The organism is Tepidibacter hydrothermalis (genome assembly GCF_029542625.1).
Taxonomy (GTDB): domain Bacteria; phylum Bacillota; class Clostridia; order Peptostreptococcales; family Peptostreptococcaceae; genus Tepidibacter_A; species Tepidibacter_A hydrothermalis.
In genome coordinates, this window is the sequence record NZ_CP120733.1 from 3,607,029 (window position 1) to 3,632,089 (window position 25,061).

The window sequence follows — 25,061 nt, forward strand, 5'->3', positions numbered from 1 at the left end:
GCTTCATTTTCGCTTAAGCACTATACTTATATAATTAAAATTTTAGTTTTTATCTACCAATGCAAACATTAAAGTTCCACTACAAGCTAATTCATCTCCAACATAAGCCTTAGCTTCTGCTTTTCCTATTCCTCTTCTCATATTTATCATTTCAACTTCCATTTTAAGAGTATCTCCAGGTCTTACTTCTTTTCTGAATCTAACCTTATCTATACCTGTAAAAACTCCTAATTTACCCTTGTTTTCCTCTACTGTCATCATAGCAACAGCCCCTACCTGAGCCATGGCTTCAACAATTAAAACCCCTGGCATTAAAGGATAATCAGGGAAATGACCTTGAAAGAATGGTTCATTTACAGTAACATTCTTTATCCCAACAGCTTTTTTTCCTTCTTCTAATTCAACTACCTTATCCACTAGTAGAAAAGGATATCTATGTGGTATTATCTTTTTTATTTCATCTACATTAAGCATATTTAAAACCTCCTTATAGTATCTAGTACTAATTTTATAATTAGTATACCATAAAAAAGTTATTCTTTAAAAGAATCTTATATCTAAACTTTTTTAAAATTGCATGGCACCAACGAGTCTTATCAAACTCCGTTGCTTAAAACTCATAACGAAAATTATATTTATCCAAAAATTAAAGATGAATATAATTTTCTATTCGTTATAAAAAACATAAAAAAATAGCCTATATCTAATAGATAATGGCTATTTCTTTATATATGTTTTATTAAATTGATCATATATACTCTTAGCTAGTCCTAAAGAAGATCCCTTTGAAGACTTAACTGCAAGTTCTTCAGTATATAAATCTTCAAAAATTTCTCTTCCTTGAGATTTTTCAAACAAAGAATCCTTAGGAATAGTTTTTTTCATTTCTTTAAGCATTATTTTCAAAAACTCTGCTTCTATATCTTGACACGCTTTCATAAGCTTTTTGTCGTCTTCTTTAGTATTCTTAACCTTGCTCTTTAATACATCTAAGTTTGTGTAATTATTAGTAATCTCCACTTAAATCACCAACCTATCTTCTAAGGTTATTAGCCATTTGCATCATATCATCTGCTGTTTGTATAGACTTAGAATTCATCTCATACGCTCTTTGAGCTGTTATCATCTTTATCATCTCATCTACTACTTGTACATTTGAAGTCTCTAAAAATCCTTGAGCTATATTAGTCTCTGCATCTTCTTCATCAAGAACTATTTCTTCTCCAGATGCACCTGTAGCTTTATAGTAGTTCTTACCTGTGGCTTCAAGACCTGCTGGATTTAAGAACTGAACAACCTTAATTTGACCTAGTTCTTCAAACTCTCCATCCGAGTTTTTAACAGTAACTTTACCACTTGGATCTACAGTGAAATCTTTTTGACCATTCTCTACTATTATTTCATCATCGTCTACAGATAAAACTGTATAACCTTCTGTTGTAACAAGCTTTTTAGTATCCTCATCTACACTTAATTTAAATGATCCATCTCTAGTATATAAGTTTTGACCCTTAGGATTTTGTATTGCAAAGAATCCTTTTCCATCAAGAGCCAAATCTGTTGGATTTTCCGTTCTTTCAAGATTTCCATTTTCAAATATTCTACTAGTAGCAGATGTCATAACACCATGTCCTATTTGTAAATTAGATGGACTACCTTCTCCTTCTACTAAATTCGATTTTTTTATATTCTCATATAACAAATCCTTGAACTCTATTCTTTGTTTTTTGTAACCAGTAGTATTTACATTTGCTAAGTTATTAGAAACATTATCCATATTAAGTTGCTGTGCTTTCATTCCACTAGCAGCAGTCCATAGTGCTCTCATAGTCTACCCCTCCATTTACACTTTTCCGATTTCGTTTACTGCCTTTCCCATCATCTCATCATAAGCTTTTACAACTTTTTGATTACTTTCATATTCTCTAAAGACAGTAATCATATCTACCATCTCATTTACTGAATTTACATTAGATGTTTCAATGAATCCTTGAAGTAGATCTCCATCCAGTTTTTGTTCATCTGGATTTATTCCTTCTTCTACCTTATATAGATTATTCCCTTCTTTTCTAAGGGCATTGACATTTAACACATTCACTGCATCTATTTTATCATAGTATTCATATGTGCCATAGTCTTCATCTTTTATATATATTTCTCCATTTTTATTTATCTTAAAGTCTTTATCAAGAGTTATTATCCCTTCTTTTCCAAGTACATAATTTCCATTTAAATTTATTAGTTCTCCTTTATTATTTAATTCAAAAGAACCATCTCTTGTATATCTAATTCCATCTTCGCTTTGTACTTTAAAGAATCCGTCACCTTTTATAGCAAAATCTAATTTATTATCAGTTGGTTTTATCTGTCCTGAAAGAAAATTAGTTTGAATTCTATCAAGTCTTAATCCTCCATTTATAGTTCCTATAACATTTTTAGATGGAGTATATATAAGATTTGCTACTACATTTCCATTAGATATAACATTTCCACTTTTATCATCAACTTGAATGTCTTTATTATCAACTTTTATTTTATTTTTTTCAGAATCTAATACATAAAATCCAGTACTTGTATCTATTCCTTTTTTTATGTCCCTAGTGTATGTTTTTAAATATCCTTCATCATCCACACTGAATCTTACTGATTTATTATAGCTTGTCCCCATAGGACTATCCACAGTAAAAAAACCTTTATTAGATTTAAGATAGAATCCTTGTCCATCTCTTTGGACATCTAATTTCGGGTTATTATATGTGTTGTTTAGGTCATTTTCTAATTTACCATTTATTTTACTTATCAACATTTCTGGAAAAGCTTCTGAAATTACTACATCTTTTTTAAATCCAGATGTGTTAGCATTTGCTATGTTATTACTAATAACATCTAATTTTTTTTGATTAGTCTGCATACCTGATGTAACCGTATAAAGGCCTCTAAACATAATATCACTCCAAAAAAGTTTTTTTACTGGTATTATATTTCGGCATAACTATAGAAAAGTTTAATCAATTTTTGTTATACTATATAATACTTTAGGCTTATTTTATTTCCTAATACTCTTTAATATCCCAGAATTGAGAACTTCTCCCGTACCTTTAGCTACACAGGATACCGCATCATCCGCTATATATACATCTATACCGGTTCTCTTAGATATTAATTTATCAAGTCCCCAAAGCAAAGATCCTCCACCTGTCATTACTATTCCCTTATCGCTTATATCGGCAGATAATTCTGGAGGTGTTTTTTCTAGTACACTATGGACTGCATCTGCTATTTGTACTATACATTCATTTAAAGCCTTTAACATCTCATTAGAGGTTATTTCTATAGTAGTAGGTAGTCCTGATACTAAATTTCTTCCTCTTACATCCATAGTATCCTCAGGGTCTTTAGGATATGCTATTCCTATGTTCATTTTAATGTTTTCAGCTGTTCTTTCCCCTATAAGCAAGTTATGCTGTTTTCTCATATATTTTATTATAGCTTCGTCAAATTTATCTCCCGCTACTTTTATAGAAGTACTTACAACATTTCCACCGTATGATATTACAGCTACATCAGTTGTTCCTCCTCCTATATCTATAACCATATTACCTTGAGCTTGAGCTATATCAAGTCCTGCACCTATGGCTGCAGCTGTTGGTTCTTCTATTAAATCTACATGTCTAGCTCCTGCTTGCTTTGTAGCTTCTTCAACAGCTCTTTTTTCAACTTCTGTAACTCCCGATGGAACACATACAACTATCTCTGGTTTGAAAAATTTAAAAAATCCTTTTTTAACTATAACTTTATCTATAAAATATTTAAGCATTTTTTCTGTAATATCATAATCAGAAATTACTCCATCCCTAAGCGGTCTTATAGCAACTATATTTCCAGGTGTTCTTCCAATCATTCTTCTAGCTTCTTCTCCGACAGCTAAAACTTTTTTTGTTCTTTTCTCTATAGCAACTACAGACGGTTCTTTTAAAACTATTCCCTTACCTTTTACATAAACAAGAACCGTTGCTGTACCTAAGTCTATTCCTATGTTTGGATTAACCATTAAGCATGTCTCCTACCTTTCGTGTGAATTATTATACATTTCTCCCTTCTACAAAAATATACAAAAATCTGGATTTCGTCAAGAAAAAAATACAGGTATATTCATCCTGTATTTTTACTAGTGCTTTCATATTTTAATTTTGTAGCCATTCCTCCTCTTATGTGCCTTTCTGATTTGTTTTTATCTAATACATTTTTTACTTCTTCAGCAAGTACTGGGTTTAAAGATTCTAACCTCTCAGTTATATCTTTATGTACTGTACTTTTGCTAACTCCAAATTTCTTTGCAGTTTCTCTTACTGTGGTTTTTTTTTCTATTATATATTTAGCTATCGTTACGGTTCTTTCTTCTATATATGCCTTCAACGGTCCCCCTCCTTAAAGGAATACTCTTTATTCATATATATGTTTTTTGCACAAAAAATAGAACAGGCTTAACCTATTAAAAGGTTAAGCCTGTTAATTAGAATTTATTATAGATAAAGGATCTATGTTTTTATTATCTTTTAAAACTTCAAAGTGTAAATGCGGTGCTTCTTTGCTCTCTATTATAGATGTATTTCCTATATTACCTATAACATCTTTACACTTTACCTTTTTACCTTTTTGAACTTTAGTGTCTAAAGATAAATTGCTATAAACACTTACTATATTATCTTGATGCTTTAATTTAACTGTTATACCTTGTACACTATCCTTTAATACCTCTAATACTTCTCCATCCATAAAAGCACTTACAGGAGTTCCTTGCTTGGCTTGTATATCTATTCCTTTATGTAACTCCCATTGTTCTAATGTAGCAGAATAAGTTGGTTTATTATCAGAATAATCTCTTCCTAATTTACCTTCAACTGGCATAATAGCTTTTATCTTTGTTGTTTGTGCAACTTCTTTATTAGGTTCTTCTTTAGCCTGTTTTTCCTGTTTCAATTTTTGTTTTGCATCAGCTAAATTTTGTTTAGAGTCTGTTGATGTTGGTACAGCTTTGCCATCTTCTTTTATAAGATGAATTTCATCATCCTCATTACTAGCTACTTTATCATCATCTATTAACTCTCCTTGTTCGTAGTTAACAAATCCATTCTCAGATGCTATGTTGTCTATACTATTTTTAGTAACCCATACAGCAGTTAAAGCTACTAAACATACGCATACAAACAGCACCAAATAAAACCCATCTTTCTCTAATAATTTTTTAAATTTATTTTTTTTGTTATCCATTAACTTCACCTCCATTTATATTCTTACCGAATTTCTAGATTATATACTTTTCAACAACAAAAAAAGAAGGACTTATTTAGCCCTTCAATACTTATTCTCTATACTTACTCCTTTGAAGTAATGTTTTAATATTTCATCATATTTATAACCTTTATGAGCCATTCCATTCGCTCCCCATTGACTCATTCCTACGCCATGGCCATACCCCTTCGTCATTATATTTAAAAAGTTCCCATCTACTTTTATATCAAAATCAGAAGAATTAAGACCAAGTATACTTCTAACTTTACTTCCCTTTACAACCTTATTTCCTACTCTTATTTCTTTTACAGAACCGCCTTCGCTTCTGGACATAACCTGTATATCTTTATTAAGATTATCAGATAATACAATTCCAACACCCTTAAATTTGTTTATAAAATCATTCTTACTAATCTTCATATTCGCTCTAAATTTTGGTGATTCTTCTTCATATGGACTTTCAACCGACCTTAAATAAGGAAGACTTGCGCTAAATACTTCTTCAGAATTTTCCGTTTTACCTCCACTAGTTGAATGATATAAAGGTTGTATAGTTTTTTCTTCAAAGGTCATAACCATTCCCCTAGTGTCGTCTACAGCTTTTTTTATCTTAGGCCAAGACTCACTCATCCACTTTTTATTATGTAGTTTTTCAAGAGTATTAGTATCTAGATATTCTTGACAATGCCTATGATCTGTACATACTACAGCTCCCTTGTGCTGAGGTATTTTATCTCCTCCATTTTCCATTTTATGAAAAACATATGATCTTGCTGCTATAGCTTGTGCTTTTAAAGCTTCTTCATCGAAAGTTGCTGGCATTTCAGATGCAACTACATTGTATAAGTACTTCTCTATATCTAGTTCTTCTACATTGTCTGTTTTTGTATTGTAAACCTTTATATTGATTGAATTAGTTGTTTTAGTTTGTACAATTTCTTTTTGAAATATATCATCCTTATATATTCCAATAGTTAATATTACAGGTAAAACTACTATAACTAAAAAAGTATACACAACAACTAAAAAAGGGTTTTTCATAGACTTTCCTCCTTTGATTATCTCTATCAATAAAGTCTATGAAAACCCTTATATTATTATTCCTCTATAATTTCTATATTCGCACCTAAACTATTGAACTTCTTATCTATGTCTACATAACCTCTAAATATATGGTATGTATCTCCTATAATAGTTTCACCCTCAGATACAAGTCCTGCAAGTATTAAGGCAGCTCCTGCTCTTAAATCAGTTGCATTAACAGTAGATCCCTGAAGTTGTCCAACACCTTGAACTACTGCACTTCTTCCTTCTATCTTTATATTTGCACCCATTCTATTAAGTTCTGGTACATTCATAAATCTATTTTCAAATACAGTTTCTATAACTACACCGGTTCCTTTTGAAACACTTAAAAGCGCCATAAACTGAGATTGCATATCAGTTGGAAAACCTGGATGAGGAAGAGTCTTTATATCAGTAGGTTTTATTTCTTTAGGACCTATAACTCTTACAGCATTGTCCATTTCATGAACCTCACATCCAACCTCTCTAAGCTTTGCAATAGTAGGTTTTAAATGGTCTATTAGTACATTATCTACTAAAATATCACCTTTAGTTATAGCTGCTGCTACCATATAAGTTCCAGCTTCTATTCTATCAGGTATTACAGTATGAGTAGCTCCTTTAAGCTCCTTTACACCCTTTACTTTTATAGTGTTAGTTCCTGCACCTTTAACATTTGCTCCCATTTCATTCAAGAAATTAGCTAAATCAACTATTTCAGGTTCTTCTGCAACATTTTCTATTATAGTAGTTCCCTCTGCAAATACAGCAGCCATCATAATATTTTCAGTAGCTCCAACAGATGGGAAATCAAGATATAACTTAGTTCCTATTAACTTATCAGCCTTAGCTTCTATAAACCCATGGTCCATTTCGATATGAGCTCCTAAAGATTTGAATCCTTTAAGATGAAGGTCTATAGGTCTTGTTCCTATAGCACAACCTCCTGGCATTGATATCTTAGAGCTTTGAAATCTAGCAAGTAACGGTCCCATTACTAAAAATGATGCTCTCATCTTTCTTACAAGCTCATAAGGAGCCTCGCATGTATCTATATTAGTTGCATCTACTGTAAGTACATCTTCATTAAATTCAACTTTCGCACCTAAATGTCTTAAAAGATCTGATATAACATGTACATCTCTTAAGTTTGGCACTCCTTTTAATACTGACTTTCCTTTTGCAAGAAGTGTTGATGCTATAATTGGAAGTACTGCATTTTTCGCTCCGTTTATTTTTACTGTTCCTTTTAAAGGCTGGCTTTTTCTAACTACTATCTTCGACACTGGGTTCAGTCCTTTCCTAATATTCTAATGTTATAAGAGGTGTTCCTATGTAAACAAAAGTCTTATCATCATATTCACTATATCTGACAGAAGCATTTACATTTATTTTCTCTTCACCGTACTTTATATAATCACTTAATTTTTTACTATATCCTGTTGTTGACAATATATTAACATCTTTCATTTCATCCTTTTTTTGGGCATCCAAACTATATAATATATCGTCCACTATATTATTATAACATTTTTCATCTATTTTTCCTTCAAAAAATCCACATATACAAGAATATATATCTATATTTTTTGAATATTTTTTCAAATTATTTTTAAGTTTAACATAATCCTCTACTATACCTTTATACACTTGATTCGTGCTAATGTCAACTATAATATGAGTTTGTTCCATACTTTGACATCTTTCGCTATCGATTATAATAGATATAGCTCTATCTGCTTTATTTTGACCATTTTTGTCATATACGTATATCTGTCTAAAATCCGTTTGTTCACTTCTTGTGTATTCCATACTTTGTTTATCAATATCAAATTTAATTATAAATTCTTCTAAAATTTTATCCATATCTTCAAAGCTTAAAAATTTATTATCCATCACAACATGTCCATTTATATTATAATTGTCAAAAGTAGATCCAGTATTTTCAAAAGAATTTAATATAAGTTCATAATCATTTTTATCCTTTTGATTGTCTTCTACATTTATCTGCTCAGCTGATGATACCATACTGAAAAATAAAACTAATATTATTATAAATCCAAATATTCTTTTCATAATAAATCCCCCTTTAAATTTTATCTATTTTGATTATTGACAATTTAAAGGGGGTTATACATTTATTATTTTATTTTTTGAAATCCATTTTCAAATGAATTCATCAAATCTTCATTCGTGTCCAATCTATATGTTCTAGCTGGGTTTCCATTAGAATCCCAATCTATTCCATTCCACCATATAGCTATTTTTATTCTTGGATAATTGTGTATTGTATCAAACATATTGTTTACCCAATTTATTTTATCTCCACCAACATCGTTAGAGCCAAACTCTGTTATCATAAAAGGTTGTTTAAATAATTTAGTATATTCTTCATATACTGGAGTATATATACTATCAAACTCTCTCCAAACTTCACCTTTGTAATAATTACCTGTATTATAACCTGTAAGTCCTATAACATCTACATACTCATCTCCAGGATAATAGTTCAAATAATGATTCCAAGAGAAGTTAGGAAAAGACTTGTCATTAGGATTCCATACCCAAATAACATTATCTGCTCCCTCATCTTCAAATATCTTATATATGTATTTCCAAAGTTCATTAAATATTAATGTATCCTTCGAATAATAATAAGAAGAATACGTACACCAATCTCCATTCATCTCATTATTTAATCTAAATAAAACAGGTTTATCGAACTTTTTAATCTTTTTAGCGTAATTTTTTAACCAATGATCATATTCTCCATCTAATATATCGTAACTAATGTTTTTGTTCACTGGAAGAGTTAAGTCTGCTTTAGATGTTTGAAGTGTAAGCTCCACTATTTTTTTATCATCATAAGCTCTTTGAAGTTCTTCTATATCTATTTTAGAATCTAAACTCTGATATTTTACTAAAACAGAAAAATCATAACCTAGTCTCTCTTCTAAAGTATGTAAATAGTTCATATCAGTTGGAGCTGTAGGTTCAAATATTCCAAAAGTCACTTTATCAGGACTAGTTAAATAATTTTTATAAAATTCTTTCGTCTCATCATTCCAATTCTTATGTTTATTATCATACATTTTATTTATTTTAGCAGTTCCCTTTGGATCAAAGAACTTCATAGTTTGAATAAGAGATTCAACATACTCTATAGGCTGTTGAGATTTTAAAATAACTGTATAAACTTCATTATTACTTTTCTTTATCTCAGCACTAGCATAATAATTATAATCTTTATCAAGTCTATCAAGCTTTTTTCTACTCCACTTTATAATTCTTACACTGTTGCCATTAATATTAACTCGTTTGTCACTTTCTAAATTGTGATACAGTCTATTAGAAAGAAATTTATTACTGTAATTAGTGTACACATTAAAATTAACTTTATCATAATATATATCCATTATACTATTTCCATCTGTAAAACTAGTCTTGTACAAAGACTCACTTGTATCCAATTTCATATAATTTGCAAACTGTATTGAATACCCTTTTGGATAATTTATGTACTCATTGGTATATTCATTTATCTTAACTACTTGATGAAAGTCATCCCCTTCATTAAATTGGTTAGTATCAGATACCTGTCCATTTAATATGTTGACTGCATTCTCTCTTCCATAATCTACAGCATATGTTGTCTTTATATTAATGCTAAATACAAAAATAAATATAATTGCATATAAAGATAGTTTTCTCATCAATATCCCCCTTATTAAGCTATTCAATCCACTATATTATAACTTAATTACGATTATTTTTAAACAATATATAGCTTTTTTTGATAATTAATTTCATTTTATCAAATAATAATCTATTTATGAAGCCGTTTTATGTTGTGTAGATTATCTAAAATAACACCTTCATCCCTAATTATTTTTAATCTTTAAGATGTAAATTTAAAAATGAAGCTAATTAAAATGTTAGCTATTTTTGTGTTAATATTTTACTATAAAACTTAGATTTTGCTGTTAAATTATCCGTTAAGAAAGTTCTTTGTATGACCGTAGGGAGTTTAGAACTTTTAGGATATTTTATAAAGCAGAATCTTTTAGTTTTATTAAAATATTGACTAAATAGCGTTATTTCAATTAGCTTCATTTTCGCTTAGTCATCTATGATTTATTTATTAATCTATCGATATTACATCATTCTCTACAAGCAACTTCTCTAAATAAGGACTTGCATTTAAAAAATTCTTAAATTCCTTATATTCACTTACAAGAGATTTATCTACTTTATCCTTAGATTTAACTGCTCTTATTAGAAGGTTCTTAGGAGTATGCTCTGTCTCTATAAACTCTAATATTTGAGTCTTATATCCAATTATTTCAAGAAGATTTGCTCTTATTGAATCTGTTGCAAGAGATGAGAATCTTTCCTTTATTATCCCATGCTTTAACATAGGATTCATTAAATCATTTTTTATCTGTGTATTTAACTCATGCTGACAACACGGAACTGATAATATAACTTTACTATTCCATGAAATAGCTTTAAACAATGCCATATCAGTAGCTATATCACAAGCATGAAGAGTTACCACCATATCAACCTCTGTAAATTCATTAAAATCAGATATATTACCTATTTGAAAGCTCAAATTCTCATAGTTTAACTCTTTTGCAACCTTATTACAATACTCTATAACATCTTTTTTAAGATCAAGCCCTACTATTTCTACATTAAATTTAGCAATCTTAACAAGATAATAGTATAGAGCAAATGTAAGATACGACTTTCCACAACCAAAATCTATAATCTTTATCTTCTTGTTTTTATCAAAGTTTGATTCTACATCCTTAACCATCTCTAAAAATCTATTTAACTGTCTAAACTTATCTCTCTTTTGTTTTTTGACATTTCCTTTTTCATTCATAACTCCAAGATATTGAAGAAAATCACACGGCACATCTTCTTCTAATATATATTTTTTCTTTCTATTATGAGATATGTCTATCGGCTTTTTAGTTGCTTTTTTCTTTAGTACGTTAGCCTTCAATTTTTTATTTACAAGTATTTGATAGTCATTGTTAACACAGTACATTTGAGCTTGTTTAAAGTTTCCGTTTATATGTTCTATTATTTCATCTTTAGTTTCTTCAGGTTCTAAATTTTTGTGTATTTCTTTATTAGAATATACATAAGTAAACTGATACATAAAGTTATCCTTTATTTGTATAGGTCTTATGTTTATCTTGTTATACTCTAATTCTTTATTTCTTTTATTGCTAAGAACTAATTGAATAAGTTCTTTTTTATCTATAATGTCCTTAATTAAATCATTAGCATTCATAAAATATCCTCTTTCCATTTGTCTTAATGTATTCATAGTTTCACTTTATATATGATATAGTACCATTTTATTTATTAAACTACAAACATATTGAGTGGTACAAATAGTTCTACTATTATAGTTTAAATTCGTCCACTATATCTTTTAATTGTTTGGCAATTTGTTCTAATTCTTCTGACGAATTAGATATTTCTTCTATTATAGCTACTTGTTGTTGTATCGATGCGCTTATCTGCTGAGTAGATGCACTTGATTGTTCTGTAACAGCCGATATTTCTTGTATTGAGTTTACAACTACATTTTTATCATTGTCTATTTTTTGTATATTATTTACTAAATTATCTATTTGCTTTACTATATGAGTTATAGCATTACTAATAGCTTCAAATTTTTCTTCAGTCATATTAGATGTTTTTTCTGTATTTAAAACCATCTCTTTTGAATCATGCATTTTTTGTTTTGTACTATTAATTTCTAATTTAATAGTATTAATAGTATTTTCTATATTATCAACATTATCAGTAACTTGATCTGCTAATTTTCTTATTTCTTGTGCAACTACCGCAAACCCTTTTCCAGCTTCTCCTGCTCTTGCTGCTTCTATCATTGCATTTAAAGCTAGTAGATTAGTTTGATCTGCAATAGATTTTATAGTCTCTGTTATCTGTCCTATTGAGTTTGATTCATTATCAAGAATATCAACTTGAGATACTACCTGTGATAATATATTAATATTATCAGATATGGATTCTTTCAACTCTACTATTGCTTTATTTCCTTCTTTGTTTACTTTATTTATTTCATCTACATATTTTTCTATTTGCACTGAGTTTTCCACTGTTATTTCTATATTTTTTGAAAGATTATCGAGTTTTAATACAGCTTCTTCTGCATTTATAGCTTGATCCGTTGCACCTTTTGCTAAATCATCAGTTGCATCTGCTATACCTTGAAAAGTTATTGATGTATCTTTAATTCTGTTATACATATTATTTGCATTGTGTTCTACCTTATTTGAAAATTCTTGTATATTTTTAATAATGTTTCTAATAGATTTTCTCATTTCAGCTAATCCGTCTATGGTGTCTGAAAGTTCATCTTTATTTTTAAATTCATCTGTTTTTTTGTCATGCAATTCTTCATTAAATTTCAAATCAAAATCATTAGTATCTTTTAAATTCTTTGTAATAATCTTAAGTTTATTATTTATATTTTTACTTATAAATAATGCTAGGAATATACTTACGATTATAATTATAATCATACATATTAAGAATATTTTTTTAAAACTATCGTATGTTGGAACTGTATTTTCATGATCATTTTGAGCATTATTTTCATTATAGTCTACCAATTCTAATGCCATGTTTTTGATGTTTTTAAATTTATCTAGTGACTGTGTTAACATGATTGTATTTGCCTCTTCTTTTTTCGAATACTCACTTAATTGAATAACTTTATCACTTATTTCAAGATATGATTCAACCTCTTTTTTCAATTCTTCTATTAATTTTTTATCTTCTTCAAGATAAACAGTTTCCATATAATCGTCAAAAGATCTATATATATCATCTTTTATGATTTTCATTTCTTTTTCAACTTCTACTATTTCATTTTCACCATTAAGAGATATATGCCTGTATTCTTTTCCTCTATAATCTGCTATATCTGTATTTATTGAATGTACACAATCTAAACCAGTAAACCATAACTGCATCATTTCTTTAGATTTTGTATTTATATTATCCATTGATTTTATTGAAAAAATACTTAATCCTATCATCATCATAACTATTAGCCCAAAGCATATAAATAACCTATTTCTTATGCTTAATTTCATTATCAATTCACACCCCTGTTGTCTATTTTTATTAGCTTGTATCATCCTTTAATTCATTATATTCAGCGATATTTTCTGCGTGTTACTTATAATTTTTTGATTTAAGTTTTTACTATATGGGAATACTACAAAAAAAGGTGGTGATATTTTTGAATATAGATGAATCTGTATCATGCCCAAATTGTAATGGCAAAAATTTTTCATTAAAATACGAGGCGAAGTATGTTTACGTTTATAAAATAGATACCAATAATATTAAATCTATAAATAAATCTTCTCATGTTCCTTTTTTATTCGATACAAGAGATAAAACCGATTCTAATCAATATATTGAATGCGAAAAATGCAAATCTAGATATAAATGCGACTTAGAACATGACCATGAAAAAATAGATTTTACAATACTTCAAAAAGCAATTAGATCAGATCATATACAAGACCCTGAATTTTTAGGATAAACAAAAAAGACATGTTAAAGTTATATTGTTTAAATATAACTTTACATGTCTTTTTAACTCTCAATCTTTTGTCTAGTGCTATTTACATTTATCACACAATCCTATAAGCATTATATTAGCATCATGTATTTGTAATTTTTTACTTTCTTCAATTTCTCTATTTAGCTTTAAATATTTAATCTCAACCCCAGTATTATCAACGTCTATTATTCTGTTGCATTTAATACATTTAAAATGTATATGTAGTGGTTTTTTGCTATACATTTTTAGTTCATAATAACTCATACCATCTGCATGAATCTCTTTAACTATACCTATTGATGTAAATAAATTCATCGTTCTATATATAGTTGCAAGACCTATATTTTTATTCTTTACCTTGCTGTATATTTCTTTTGCAGTAAGATGAATATCCGCGCTAAATAATTCCTCTAGTATAATTCTTTTTTGAATAGTGAATTTATATCCTTTTGTCTCTATTAACTTTTTTATTGATAAAAACTCTTTATTCATTAATATTCTCCTTTTTTAGATTTTACTAATCATATAAATTATTGGCATATGCCACTTTAAGTATATCTTAATGAATTTTTATTGTCAAATAAACAAAAGCTAGTTCTTATTTTAAGAACTAGCTTTTAGCATAAAAAGTAACCTATTATTTTACTTTAACTTTAAAAGTTCTATTGATTGAATTAGGGTAATTATTTATTTTAAGAATTATAGGACTTTCATATTCTATATTTTTTGGTATCATATAGTATATTTCTTTATAGTTTTCATTTTCAGAATTAGCTACACTATCAGCATGAAAAGAGTTTCCTTTTTCATCCTTAAACTCAAAGCTAAATGATATATCTTTATCATATTCAAATTCTAGTACATACGAATTTTTTTCTCTCATAAATGAATCTTTTTCATCACTTATTTCTTTAAGCTTTAGTTTAGAGTCCGGTGCTTTAAGTAGCTTCTTATTTTTTATATCTACAACAACATTCACCTTATCTTTTTCAATAGCATTTATGCCACTACCTTTAATATACAGTTCTTTATCATTTTTAAAATAATTACTTTTAAAATAAAGACTTTGTGTATCTTCATCTTTACTATAACTTATCACTCCATCTATTCCATTAGTATATTCTTCACTTGAATCTACTAATTTTAAGTCCTCTATTCTAAATATTTTCATAGTATTCTCTTTATCATATTTTATATTTAGTATAGAGGTTGTAGGATACACTGTAAGATTATCTATAAATATTTTTTGTCCTTTAATATCTATATTTTCATTTATATCATATGATATTTCTTTAAGATCAAACCTTTCTTTATCTATAGGAATATTAAAGCTATAACTATATGAATCCTTCGAATTTTTACTATTATCTTGATTATCTAATCTATCATATTGCTGTTTATTGTATTTAGACTCTTCTACCTTTATATCCATATTTATTTGAGATGGTATTTTAATTTCTTCTGAGAATATCAATTGAAAACTATCATGAATTCTTTTTACTTTATTGAGATTTATATCATCATAGTACTTAGAACCCGAACTATATTCTCCAATTTTTTCTCCTTTTTCATTATATAATTCATAATCTAAGTTCTTAATGTATTTGTGATCACCTTTATTTTTTATAGTATAAAAAACTACAATCCTTTTTTTATCTACTATGATATTATCTACTATAAATTCTAATTTATCTTTTTCTTGAAATTTTCCTACATTTTGTATAAAACCAGACTTAATAGCCATTTCAATGCCTTTGTCATCTATATTATAAACTTTATTAAAATTAGACTTTTTCATAATATCATCTAAATACCAACTTCTTCTATAAACGTATATGGATAAAGATATTATAGTTAATATAATTATAGTTAATACAATTATTTTTTTATTAACCTTATATTTATTATTCATATTCACCTCCTACATATCGAGCCATCCAGCTTTTCCAGCATATAAAAACTCTGTATGTCTGCATTTAGGGCATACATATACATCTAAGATCAAATGTTCTTCCACATCAAATAAGGAACCTAATAACCCTCTATTATTATCTTGAGAATCAAAGCGGTATTGTTTAAGGTATTTCATTTCTTCATTGCACCTTAAGCATTCTATTTTCTTTTTCATTTTAATAAATCCCCCCTCTTAATTTAATATTTCTATATTATCATAATGCAACTTCCAATATATATTATAATTTGCTTGTTCTGCATGAAATGGTATACCACTATTCTAACATTAGAATACCATCACATGTATTATTTGTAAATAATTGTATTTGGATACGACATATAAATAATAAAAGGACTAGTTTTCATAAGAAATTCTAGCCCTTCTACTTTAAATTTTTATCCTTTATTTAATATCAAATTTTTCTATATCTATTCTTAAATTTCTTGATATATTATCTAAATTATTTGACATAGATAGTATATGTTGTCTTCTTCCAGTTTGTACTTCCATATTTTCATTTATCTTTTGAGTAAACTGTGCTGTATCTTTAGATATATTGGATATATTTTCAATGTTTTTGATAACAATATCTTTTTCTTTGTCCATTTTTATAATGCTTTCCATTAACATATCTATTTGAGTAACCATTTTTAATACACATTCATTTATATCATCGAATCCTTGTATTGCACAATCTAAGGATTGTCTTAAATCTTTTTCTATCTCCTTATCCTTATCGATGCTTCCCTGTGTTATTTTAATACTCTCTTTCATTTCATTAATAGTATCTTTTACATCATCTGTTGTTTTGTCTGTAGTTTCAGCAAGAGTTCTTATCTCATCTGCAACGACTGCAAAACCAGCTCCAGCTTCTCCTGCTCTTGCAGCTTCAATAGAAGCGTTTAATGCCAAAATATTTATTTGAGTCGATATATTAGTAATAACTTCTATCATCTGTCCAATAGCAATAGCATTTTGAGATAACTCTCTTACATTTTTATGAACATTGCTAGATTCAATATGTTTTTCTTGAGCTTTTAACCCCAAGTTTTTTATTAGTTTTATTCCATTTTCATTCGCAGTACTTGTTATATCAATATTTTGTTTTACTTTATCTACACTAATCTTAGTTTTATGGATTTCTTCTCCTAATCTTAAAAGTTCATCTGTTCCATTTTGTGACTCTATTGCTTGATTTGATGCTCCTTGTACTAACACATCAATTGCATTAGCAATATCATCTCCACATGCTGCCATTTCATCAGATGAATCAGATAAACTCTGTGAGTATATAAATGTTTCTTCTACACTATTTTTGAAATTATTGATAATATTTCTTAAAGAATTTCTCATATCTATTATAGATTTTGCCATAGCGGCTATTTCATCTGTACCTTTTACTAAATCTTCATAATCATCATCACTAGTTAAATCTAAGTCTTTTGTTTTCTCTATTAATAGAGTTAGTTTTTGTATAGGATTTCCTATATGATTAGCAAATAATACTATAACTATTGTTCCTATTATTAAAGAGCCTAATATTGTTATATACATCATATTTAATATATAGTCTGCACTTTTATCAAAGTTATCTTCATATGTACCTGCTCCTATAATCCATCCCCAGTTTTTATCTTCCTCCGTATAAACTATATTTAAGTCTGTTACCCCATCTGTATTAAAATGGTATTCTGTAAATCCACCACCATTTGATCCTGTCTTAATAAGCTCTTGTGCAAATAATTTTTTGCTTTTAGATTCATCCTGATTGTTCCATATATTCTTTCCTTCTATCTCATCATGTGCAACAACATTTCCACTCTTATCAAGTATTAAGTAAAAACCGTTTTCTCCTAAATCTATATAATTATTTTGATTTCTTGTACCATCAGCATTCTTTTTTCCAATCAGCAAAGTTTTAACCTTTTCCTGTGCCTCTTCAAGACTTAATGCTCCAGAATCAACTTGTTGTTGAGCTAATTTAATAATCTGAATTGAAGATTTAACTCCATTTTTTAAGATTGTCTCTCCTTTTTTGTCTAATTCAGTTGCAGCTTTACTATAACTCATTACTCCAAGCACAACCATAGGTACCAAAAGTAAAATAAACGTAATTACTATAAGCTTTGATTTTATTGATGTTTGAGCTATTTTGTGTTTATTTTTTTTAAAGTCCACCGAAACCCACCCTTTCACCTTATAATACTCGTCTTTTCTTATCTATTTATATAGTTTTAAAGCTAATAATCTATTATAATAGTTTGTTTTAGAAACTATTATAATAAATTTAGTTTCATATTGCAACCTTTTTTTTAGCAAAGCTAACTTATATTTATTATTAAAAATCTATTTTATCTACTGGCAATTTTATAATCATTTTTGTTCCTTTTTGAAGTTCACTTTCCACTTCAATACTTCCTTTATGATCTTGTACAATCCTTTTTGCAATAGACAATCCTAATCCAGATCCTCCAGTAGCCTTTGTCCTAGATTTATCAGCACGGTAGAATCGATCAAAAATATATGGTATGTCTTTATCTGGTATTCCAATACCTGAATCTTCTATGCTTATTAATATATAACTTTTATGTTTTTGTAAATTAATAATAATGTTCCCATTCTTAGGGGTGAATTTAATACTATTATCAATAAGTATTCTTAGCATTTGTTTTATTAATTTCGGATCAGCATTTATTAATATATTCTTATCTAGAGTACATATAATTTTATGTTTATCATCTATTAATCTAGTTTCTTTTACTATATCCTGTATTAATTTACTTAATTCAAATTCTACTTTATCCAGATTATAAGATTTATTATCTCCTTTTGCTAAGAATAAAAGCTGTTCTAGAAGTCTTTTCATATTTACTGTCTCGCTTTTTATTGCATCAATAGATTCATCTAAAACATCTTTATTATCTTTGCCCCATCTATCGAGTAAATTTATATACCCCTGGATAACAGAAATAGGTGTTCTTAATTCATGGGATGCATCAGAAACAAATTGTTTTTGTTTTTCAAAAGATTCTTCAAGCCTTTGAATCATATCGTTAAATGTACATGCTAGTTCCTTTAATTCATCGTCAGGACCTCCCACATCTATACGACTATTCAAATCATGAATACTTATCTCTTTAGCTGTATTTGTGATTTTTTGTATAGGTGATAAAAACTTCTTACTTAAGTAAATACTAGATAGAATTGCTATAATAATTCCCAATATATTCATAATGATTAAATTATTGTTTAATATAAGTAGAAATTCTTCTTGTTCCTCTATATTTTTTATTAATAAAATAGAATATAACTTTGTTTCTTTTGATACTTCCTTATACATATAAAATATATCTACTTTATCAATATCTTCCCATTCATAATTATCATGACCTATCCCACCGCTATCTAGGTGATTATATATATCTTTATCTACAGCTTTGTACTTACTTTCTAATACAACTTTATTTTCATTTGATATTCGCAAATATATATTGTTAAGATTTATTTCTTGAAATAAATTTTCATCTATACTTTTTCCTTGTTGAATATATTTTTCAACTGATTGGTAAGTTTTTTTAAGTTCTTCTTTTGTCTGATCTACTAAAATACGCCTTACTTGCCAATTTGTCATAATACTAATAGTAATTAAAATTAAAGAAAGCATTATTGCATATATTGCTGTTATTTTAAATGATATTGATATCCTCTTGTTCTTAAATATGTTTAAATCTATTTTATTCATCTTTAATCACATACCCTACACCTCTTACAGTGTGAATATATTTTTCATTATATTTATCATCAATTTTACTTCTTAAATACCTTATATAAACATCTACTACATTAGTATCTCCTGAGTAATCATATCCCCAAACAGCTTCTAATATTTGTACTCTAGGTAAAACCAATTGTTTGTTTTTAATAAGATACTCTAGTAATTCATATTCTCTCTTTGTTAAATCTATAATATCTTCTTCTACTTTTACTTCATATTTATCTGCATCCATAGTTAAATTTTTTATTTTCATTATATTACTATCTTTATTTGATACTTTAAAGCGTCTTAAACTTCCTCTGATTCTTGCAAGTAATTCTTCTATAGCAAAGGGTTTTGTAAGATAATCATTGGCCCCTAAATCAAGTCCCATGACCTTATCCTCAACCTGATCTTTAGCAGTTAGCATTATTATAGGTATATCAGAAAATCGTCTTACTCTTCTGCAAACCTCCATACCATTAATTCCAGGAAGCATGATATCTAATATTACTAAATCATAATTGCCTTCTTCAATTTCTTTAAGTCCATCTCTGCCGTTATATTTTATATTAACTTCATATCCTTCATATTGAAGCTCTAGTTCAACAAATCTAGCAATTTTCTCTTCATCTTCTATTATGAGTATTTTGTATGGTTTCACTATTCTTCCCCCTTTTATTTTATAATTAATGGGTATACCCCAATGAGTATAAATACAGCCCCTGCCATACCTTGTATCAAATGTATATATTGTGGAATTTCCTTATACATTTTTTTCGAGAAATATCCAGCCATTGTTCCATAGATAATTACAGGAGATATAGAATTAGATATACCAAATACCAACATCAAAAAACAGGCATTCAAAGGAGATAATGTAGCTGAAAACAAAAGCATTACAGCTAAAGGGTAACATGGAGTCATTCCATATGCCATACCAGCTAACCATAAGGGAATATGCTTGATGATGTTTTCTTTTTTATTATTAATAAAGTTTTTTCCACAGCTCTTTTTGTTACAGCAACTTTTCTTTTTAAAAATTTTATAGAATATTGCAATCCCAGTTACAATTTCAACTATATTTAATAGAATCTTGGAGTTAAAACCTCCAATAGTTGTATACTCATTAATAATTGCCGTTCCCATAAAAGACGAAATAATCCCCAAAATAATCATAACTATTATTTTTCCTGATAGAAAATGCATAACAGAAAAGAAACCTTTTTTAGTATCATTTTCATTTCCCATAATATATGTTGTTAAAAAAATAGTACTTGTTGAACCACAAGAAAAACCACATCCTAATCCTATCAATATAGCTGCAATAAAAGGTGATCCATATTGAGCAATTATATTTTCCATGTTTATCACTCAGCCCTTTCTTTGCCAATCAATGCAGCGCCAATTGCTCCATTGAATTGTGGATAATTAGCTACAAATATATCTGCCATCAGTTCATCTTCAAAGGCACTATAAAGTCCACTGTTTAATGCTCCTCCACCAGTCATCAATACGTCTACATTTACATCAAATTTTCTAGCCATCTTAGCAACCCTCTTAGCCATTGACATATGCATTCCTGCTAGGATATCTTTTCTATCTATTTTTCTAGCCATTAATGATATAACCTCTGATTGTGCAAAGACAACACACGTGCTATTAATATCACAAGGGTCTATACTTTCAAGAGATAAAGGTCCTACTTGATCAATTGTTGTTTCTAACAATCCAGCAATTACCTCTATAAACTTTCCTGTTCCTGCAGCACACTTATCATTCATTACAAAATTATTTACTTGAAGATTTTCATCTAAAGAAATTACTTTGCTATCTTGTCCTCCAATATCTATTATTAATCTAGGCTTTATACCTTCTGGTGCAGTAAGTCTTACTCCATATGCGTGTGCTGTGATTTCAGAAATATTATCATCTGCAGTTTCAATACCCCTTCTACTATATCCTGTTGCCATTATAAAAGAGATATCCTCAAATTCTATATTTGCATCTTTAGCTAACTCTTCTAATAATCTTTTTGCAGTAGTTACATTATCAATTCCTGTATTGGCTACCTTCACGCCTACGACCTTATTTTCATCTATTAATGCTGCTTTTACATATGTTGAACCTGCATCAATTCCAGCAAAATATATCATATATTTTCTCCTTTTTATATTAATAATTTTACGCTTTGATCATTTCCATAAACGCTTCAATTCTTATCCTTAATTGCTCTACATCCTCTGTATTATAATCTGTTTCAACTCTAAGTACAGGTATGTTGTGTTTCTTCATTTCACTTTCTATATATCTGAGTTCAAAATCATATGATACACATCCTCTGATCACATGATAAACAATACCATCTATATCAAAATCCTTTGTTAGCTGCTTTATTTTAAATAACCTTTCATCATTATAAGTAAACGATGGACAAGTACATGGTAATGTATATCTTAAAGATAATCCTCTCATCATACCCTCAAAAGAATTATCTGTTACTGCCACAGGATCATAAAGACCTCTTTCTCCCATACAGGTTTCGTCTGCTGCAACAATTCCTCCTTGTTCTTCAATTAAATAAGGTATTTTTATATTTGGAAAAATTACTGGTGATCCTGTAATTAATATCCTAGGAGATTTTTTTGATCCTATATGTTTTTTTTCTTTAATCTTTTTTTCTAACTCATCATTCAATTTAGACAAAGCATCTGCCCACAAATCTACTCTGTCATAAGCATAGGAATTCAATACTGCCATGGCATGAGTCCCCTTTATCACCGAAGGATTTTGTTTTTTTATGTTATATAGTCGCCTAATCTCATATTGAGCAGAAGCCACAGCTTCAATAGCGTACTTTAATCGATCATATGTTATTTCATTTCCTGTAATTTTCTCTAAAGTGTTCTTTAAAGCATATAAGTCTTTTAAGAATCCATCTTTTGATTCTTCTTCATCTTTTAATGTAGGGACATGAAGAGGAATCACTTTTTTATACTTTGAAAGAATTGAGGTCATTTTTCTTTTTCCATCACAAGTTGTAGGAATCATCAATGCTTTGCAATCCTTATATATAGGTAAAAGATCATACATTTGAAACCCTACTGATGAACGTACAAGAGGACATGCATCCCTAGGAGCTTTCTCATCCCCTGCTAGTGTTGCAATGTGATTCCCTCCACACAACCTAACAGGTATAGCCCCAGAAGCATATATCAGTTCTTCTGGAACCATAACACAATATGTTCCAATCGTATCTACCTTTTCTCTATCTTTAATACTTTCACAATCAACAAAAGTTCTTTTTAATACATTAGTAAAATACTCTAAATTTTTAGGACAATCTTTCATTTCTTCTATATCTTTAATAGCTTTATAAGATAATTTGATCATATTTCGTTCAAATCTTTTAAATCGTTTCTCTTTCCTTATATCATTTAATTGTTGTGTCATTTCATTTTACCTCTTCCTCATTTTTTGATGTTGTCCATAGTTTTGATACATCCTTTTTCTGTTTGAATTTCCCATATGTTATATGATTTTCATGAAAATTTTCTCTAGAAGATGAATATATAGATTTTCCTAAAAAAGTAGTCTTTATGGCTTTATCTTCTGGGCAAGAATCTATACATTTCATACAAAATATACAATCACTGGTAGTAATATCTTCTTTTTCTCTTTCTGTATAAATACTCTTTATATCCATAGGGCAAGCTTCATAGCAAACACCACATTCTGTACACGCAGTACAATCTTTTTTTAGTTTAATGAAAGAGAATTTATGAAAAACACCTACAAAATATCCCATTGGACAATAATTACACCAAAGCCTATTTTTAAAGAATCCACCAACAATCACAACAATTGCTATTAGAACACTTAAGCCATCCATTTCAAATCCGCTTCCTGTAAGTGGAGGAATAATAGCTCGTACAGGGCACAATTCACATAATTCAATTCCTACTAAGAATATAAATAATAATATCCATTTTAGTAATTTAAGCTTATTTCTTGTCTTTTCAGAAAATCTAAAAGCTGGTATATGAAGCTTTTCTCTTATAAAGGTTAATACATCTTGTATAAACCCAAATGGGCATATAAACCCACACAGTATTCTTCCGAATATTACAATCAAAATAAGAGTAGACAGTATAAATAATAAAACACTCATAATGTTTCCAAGGGTTAAACTTGAAATTAACCACTCTCCAAATTCTGTAATCGTATAACAGCTTCCTTCTACTAAATAATCCTTATTATAAACACACGACATTATCGGAAGTTTTAAGTCATAAATTCTCTTTCCAAGAATTTGAACTCCAAATGTAAGCAAAACAAAACTAATTATTAAAGTTATCCATCTAAGTCTTGGGACAAATCTTCTCACCTATTTATCCTCCTTTTTTATGTCATCCATTTCAAATAACAATTCATTACTTGTGTTATTTCTTTTTTGTAATAATAACTTATTTACTCCAAATACACCTAAAATTGTTACTATTATTAGTAACACTACACTTCCAATAGCAAAAACACCTTTACCCTCTAAATCATCAACCTTATAGTTTAGAATGTGATACGTATTTGTATCTGATGTATCCTCTACATATATTATATTTATACCATTGGTTGAAGCTTTTAGATCTTTTATATATACGTATCCATCAGCATTAGTAGTTACTACCTCATTAATACCTGTTTCTGATATCACTTTTATCTTTTTATTTGACAGTACTTCACCATTGAATAATATTTGAAAATACCCTTCATCTAACGGAATAATTCCTAAACTTATTTTTTCTATGTTTTCAAATATTAAGCTTTTATATTTAGAATTCATATATACACTATTTTCATTGTATTTTTTATCAAAAGAAGCATCTCCATCTTGATCTTCATCTCCATCAAGCCCTCTATCATTTGCAGCAATTTGAGTATAATAATATACTTGTTCTTTTTTGCCATCTGAATCTACATCATAGATTCCTGCATCCAAACGGGCTCCTAATAAAGTTGGCCCATAACAACTAACTTTCTTTATTTTCTCTTGCGATAATTCCAATGATTGTGTTTTATTCCACCCTGTCTTTAGATAAACCTCAGCTTTTTTATTGGTTAATTCAGCACTTTTATTAAGCATTAAGTTTCCCCACAAATCTTGTTCCCACCATAAAGATTGATAATCTGTATTTGATTGAACTTTATCATTGTAACTAATCTCTATATTCTTACTTTTATAAACGCTATCATTAGCATAAAATCCATCTTCATAATAATCAAATATTAAAAAACCTCCCAGAACTGATGCTATGATTGCAGCTAATATACAATTTTTTTTATCTTTAAATATGTTTTTAATAAATTCCATT

Annotated in this window: 25 protein-coding genes; 1 reads left to right on the plus strand and 24 read right to left on the minus strand. The window is 28.5% G+C overall.

The window, feature by feature from the left end; translation table 11 throughout:
* Window positions 1–42: 42 nt before the first annotated feature.
* From fabZ to P4S50_RS17075, 13 genes are all read right to left on the minus strand, one after another.
* Window positions 43–474 (minus strand): 3-hydroxyacyl-ACP dehydratase FabZ, encoded by a 432-nt coding sequence (gene fabZ, locus P4S50_RS17015; RefSeq protein WP_277732032.1) that lies wholly within the window; start codon window positions 472–474, stop codon window positions 43–45.
* Window positions 475–717: 243 nt separating this feature from the next.
* Complete coding sequence (locus P4S50_RS17020) at window positions 718–1,020, minus strand: rod-binding protein (protein ID WP_277732033.1); 303 nt, start codon at window positions 1,018–1,020, stop codon at window positions 718–720.
* A 13-nt stretch (window positions 1,021–1,033) separates the two neighbouring features.
* Entirely contained in the window at window positions 1,034–1,828 is a 795-nt protein-coding gene (gene flgG / locus P4S50_RS17025; protein WP_277732034.1) for a flagellar basal-body rod protein FlgG, read from the minus strand.
* A 15-nt stretch (window positions 1,829–1,843) separates the two neighbouring features.
* A complete protein-coding gene (locus P4S50_RS17030; RefSeq protein WP_277732035.1) occupies window positions 1,844–2,944 on the minus strand; it encodes a flagellar hook-basal body complex protein in 1,101 nt (366 codons plus the stop codon).
* Between the two features lie 102 nt (window positions 2,945–3,046).
* Window positions 3,047–4,051, minus strand: a complete 1,005-nt coding sequence (gene mreB / locus P4S50_RS17035; RefSeq protein WP_277732036.1) for a rod shape-determining protein MreB — start codon at window positions 4,049–4,051, stop codon at window positions 3,047–3,049.
* 101 nt (window positions 4,052–4,152) lie between these two features.
* Window positions 4,153–4,416, minus strand: a complete 264-nt coding sequence (gene spoIIID, locus P4S50_RS17040) for a sporulation transcriptional regulator SpoIIID (RefSeq protein ID WP_277732037.1) — start codon at window positions 4,414–4,416, stop codon at window positions 4,153–4,155.
* A gap of 93 nt (window positions 4,417–4,509) precedes the next feature.
* Window positions 4,510–5,271, minus strand: coding sequence for a peptidoglycan DD-metalloendopeptidase family protein (locus P4S50_RS17045; RefSeq protein ID WP_277732038.1), 762 nt, complete (start codon window positions 5,269–5,271; stop codon window positions 4,510–4,512).
* An 84-nt stretch (window positions 5,272–5,355) separates the two neighbouring features.
* Complete coding sequence (spoIID, locus tag P4S50_RS17050; RefSeq protein WP_277732039.1) at window positions 5,356–6,333, minus strand: stage II sporulation protein D; 978 nt, start codon at window positions 6,331–6,333, stop codon at window positions 5,356–5,358.
* 56 nt (window positions 6,334–6,389) lie between these two features.
* Complete coding sequence (gene murA / locus P4S50_RS17055; RefSeq protein WP_277732040.1) at window positions 6,390–7,643, minus strand: UDP-N-acetylglucosamine 1-carboxyvinyltransferase; 1,254 nt, start codon at window positions 7,641–7,643, stop codon at window positions 6,390–6,392.
* 16 nt (window positions 7,644–7,659) lie between these two features.
* A complete protein-coding gene (locus tag P4S50_RS17060; protein ID WP_277732041.1) occupies window positions 7,660–8,433 on the minus strand; it encodes a YwmB family TATA-box binding protein in 774 nt (257 codons plus the stop codon).
* A gap of 65 nt (window positions 8,434–8,498) precedes the next feature.
* On the minus strand, window positions 8,499–10,070 hold the full coding sequence (locus P4S50_RS17065; protein ID WP_277732042.1) for a glycoside hydrolase family 26 protein: 1,572 nt from the start codon (window positions 10,068–10,070) through the stop codon (window positions 8,499–8,501).
* A 428-nt stretch (window positions 10,071–10,498) separates the two neighbouring features.
* Window positions 10,499–11,665, minus strand: coding sequence for a class I SAM-dependent methyltransferase (locus tag P4S50_RS17070; RefSeq protein ID WP_277732043.1), 1,167 nt, complete (start codon window positions 11,663–11,665; stop codon window positions 10,499–10,501).
* Window positions 11,666–11,780: 115 nt separating this feature from the next.
* On the minus strand, window positions 11,781–13,505 hold the full coding sequence (locus P4S50_RS17075; protein ID WP_277732044.1) for a methyl-accepting chemotaxis protein: 1,725 nt from the start codon (window positions 13,503–13,505) through the stop codon (window positions 11,781–11,783).
* A gap of 149 nt (window positions 13,506–13,654) precedes the next feature.
* Here P4S50_RS17075 and P4S50_RS17080 point away from each other — a divergent pair, with 149 nt between their 5' ends.
* Window positions 13,655–13,963 carry a hypothetical protein gene (locus P4S50_RS17080; protein WP_277732045.1) on the plus strand — a complete coding sequence of 103 codons (309 nt, stop codon included), beginning with the start codon at window positions 13,655–13,657 and terminating at the stop codon, window positions 13,961–13,963.
* A 78-nt stretch (window positions 13,964–14,041) separates the two neighbouring features.
* Here P4S50_RS17080 and P4S50_RS17085 read toward each other — a convergent pair whose 3' ends face one another.
* From P4S50_RS17085 to P4S50_RS17135, 11 genes are all read right to left on the minus strand, one after another.
* A complete protein-coding gene (locus tag P4S50_RS17085) occupies window positions 14,042–14,476 on the minus strand; it encodes a Fur family transcriptional regulator (protein ID WP_277732046.1) in 435 nt (144 codons plus the stop codon).
* A gap of 145 nt (window positions 14,477–14,621) precedes the next feature.
* On the minus strand, window positions 14,622–15,896 hold the full coding sequence (locus P4S50_RS17090; protein ID WP_277732047.1) for a DUF4179 domain-containing protein: 1,275 nt from the start codon (window positions 15,894–15,896) through the stop codon (window positions 14,622–14,624).
* A 9-nt stretch (window positions 15,897–15,905) separates the two neighbouring features.
* Entirely contained in the window at window positions 15,906–16,112 is a 207-nt protein-coding gene (locus P4S50_RS17095) for a hypothetical protein (protein ID WP_277732048.1), read from the minus strand.
* Between the two features lie 228 nt (window positions 16,113–16,340).
* The gene (locus P4S50_RS17100; protein ID WP_277732049.1) at window positions 16,341–18,116 is read right to left on the minus strand and encodes a methyl-accepting chemotaxis protein; all 1,776 of its coding nucleotides are present in this window, start codon (window positions 18,114–18,116) and stop codon (window positions 16,341–16,343) included.
* A 160-nt stretch (window positions 18,117–18,276) separates the two neighbouring features.
* Window positions 18,277–19,680: a sensor histidine kinase gene (locus P4S50_RS17105; protein ID WP_277732050.1), complete on the minus strand. Its 1,404-nt coding sequence runs from the start codon at window positions 19,678–19,680 to the stop codon at window positions 18,277–18,279.
* Complete coding sequence (locus P4S50_RS17110; RefSeq protein WP_277732051.1) at window positions 19,673–20,356, minus strand: response regulator transcription factor; 684 nt, start codon at window positions 20,354–20,356, stop codon at window positions 19,673–19,675. The genes P4S50_RS17105 and P4S50_RS17110 overlap by 8 nt, the downstream gene beginning before the upstream one ends.
* 14 nt (window positions 20,357–20,370) lie before the next feature.
* Window positions 20,371–21,057 carry an urease accessory protein UreH domain-containing protein gene (locus P4S50_RS17115; RefSeq protein ID WP_277732052.1) on the minus strand — a complete coding sequence of 229 codons (687 nt, stop codon included), beginning with the start codon at window positions 21,055–21,057 and terminating at the stop codon, window positions 20,371–20,373.
* Window positions 21,058–21,062: 5 nt separating this feature from the next.
* Window positions 21,063–21,848 (minus strand): acyl-CoA dehydratase activase, encoded by a 786-nt coding sequence (locus tag P4S50_RS17120; protein WP_277732053.1) that lies wholly within the window; start codon window positions 21,846–21,848, stop codon window positions 21,063–21,065.
* A 28-nt stretch (window positions 21,849–21,876) separates the two neighbouring features.
* Window positions 21,877–23,145 (minus strand): 2-hydroxyacyl-CoA dehydratase family protein, encoded by a 1,269-nt coding sequence (locus tag P4S50_RS17125; RefSeq protein ID WP_277732054.1) that lies wholly within the window; start codon window positions 23,143–23,145, stop codon window positions 21,877–21,879.
* A gap of 1 nt (window position 23,146) precedes the next feature.
* Entirely contained in the window at window positions 23,147–24,079 is a 933-nt protein-coding gene (locus P4S50_RS17130) for a 4Fe-4S binding protein (protein WP_277732055.1), read from the minus strand.
* A complete protein-coding gene (locus P4S50_RS17135; RefSeq protein ID WP_277732056.1) occupies window positions 24,080–25,060 on the minus strand; it encodes a hypothetical protein in 981 nt (326 codons plus the stop codon). It abuts the gene before it with no gap.
* Window position 25,061 lies beyond the last annotated feature (1 nt).

What these genes read in the sequence shown, in the direction of transcription:
- fabZ (WP_277732032.1), bottom strand. Translation starts at nt 474, where the DNA reads ATGCTTAATGTAGATGAAATAAAAAAGATAATACCACATAGATATCCT.
- flgG (WP_277732034.1), bottom strand. Translation starts at nt 1,828, where the DNA reads ATGAGAGCACTATGGACTGCTGCTAGTGGAATGAAAGCACAGCAACTT.
- P4S50_RS17030 (WP_277732035.1), bottom strand. Translation starts at nt 2,944, where the DNA reads ATGTTTAGAGGCCTTTATACGGTTACATCAGGTATGCAGACTAATCAA.
- mreB (WP_277732036.1), bottom strand. Translation starts at nt 4,051, where the DNA reads ATGGTTAATCCAAACATAGGAATAGACTTAGGTACAGCAACGGTTCTT.
- P4S50_RS17045 (WP_277732038.1), bottom strand. Translation starts at nt 5,271, where the DNA reads ATGGATAACAAAAAAAATAAATTTAAAAAATTATTAGAGAAAGATGGG.
- spoIID (WP_277732039.1), bottom strand. Translation starts at nt 6,333, where the DNA reads ATGAAAAACCCTTTTTTAGTTGTTGTGTATACTTTTTTAGTTATAGTA.
- P4S50_RS17060 (WP_277732041.1), bottom strand. Translation starts at nt 8,433, where the DNA reads ATGAAAAGAATATTTGGATTTATAATAATATTAGTTTTATTTTTCAGT.
- P4S50_RS17065 (WP_277732042.1), bottom strand. Translation starts at nt 10,070, where the DNA reads ATGAGAAAACTATCTTTATATGCAATTATATTTATTTTTGTATTTAGC.
- P4S50_RS17070 (WP_277732043.1), bottom strand. Translation starts at nt 11,665, where the DNA reads ATGAATGCTAATGATTTAATTAAGGACATTATAGATAAAAAAGAACTT.
- P4S50_RS17075 (WP_277732044.1), bottom strand. Translation starts at nt 13,505, where the DNA reads ATGAAATTAAGCATAAGAAATAGGTTATTTATATGCTTTGGGCTAATA.
- P4S50_RS17085 (WP_277732046.1), bottom strand. Translation starts at nt 14,476, where the DNA reads ATGAATAAAGAGTTTTTATCAATAAAAAAGTTAATAGAGACAAAAGGA.
- P4S50_RS17090 (WP_277732047.1), bottom strand. Translation starts at nt 15,896, where the DNA reads ATGAATAATAAATATAAGGTTAATAAAAAAATAATTGTATTAACTATA.
- P4S50_RS17095 (WP_277732048.1), bottom strand. Translation starts at nt 16,112, where the DNA reads ATGAAAAAGAAAATAGAATGCTTAAGGTGCAATGAAGAAATGAAATAC.
- P4S50_RS17105 (WP_277732050.1), bottom strand. Translation starts at nt 19,680, where the DNA reads ATGAATAAAATAGATTTAAACATATTTAAGAACAAGAGGATATCAATA.
- P4S50_RS17115 (WP_277732052.1), bottom strand. Translation starts at nt 21,057, where the DNA reads ATGGAAAATATAATTGCTCAATATGGATCACCTTTTATTGCAGCTATA.
- P4S50_RS17120 (WP_277732053.1), bottom strand. Translation starts at nt 21,848, where the DNA reads ATGATATATTTTGCTGGAATTGATGCAGGTTCAACATATGTAAAAGCA.
- P4S50_RS17125 (WP_277732054.1), bottom strand. Translation starts at nt 23,145, where the DNA reads ATGACACAACAATTAAATGATATAAGGAAAGAGAAACGATTTAAAAGA.
- P4S50_RS17135 (WP_277732056.1), bottom strand. Translation starts at nt 25,060, where the DNA reads ATGGAATTTATTAAAAACATATTTAAAGATAAAAAAAATTGTATATTA.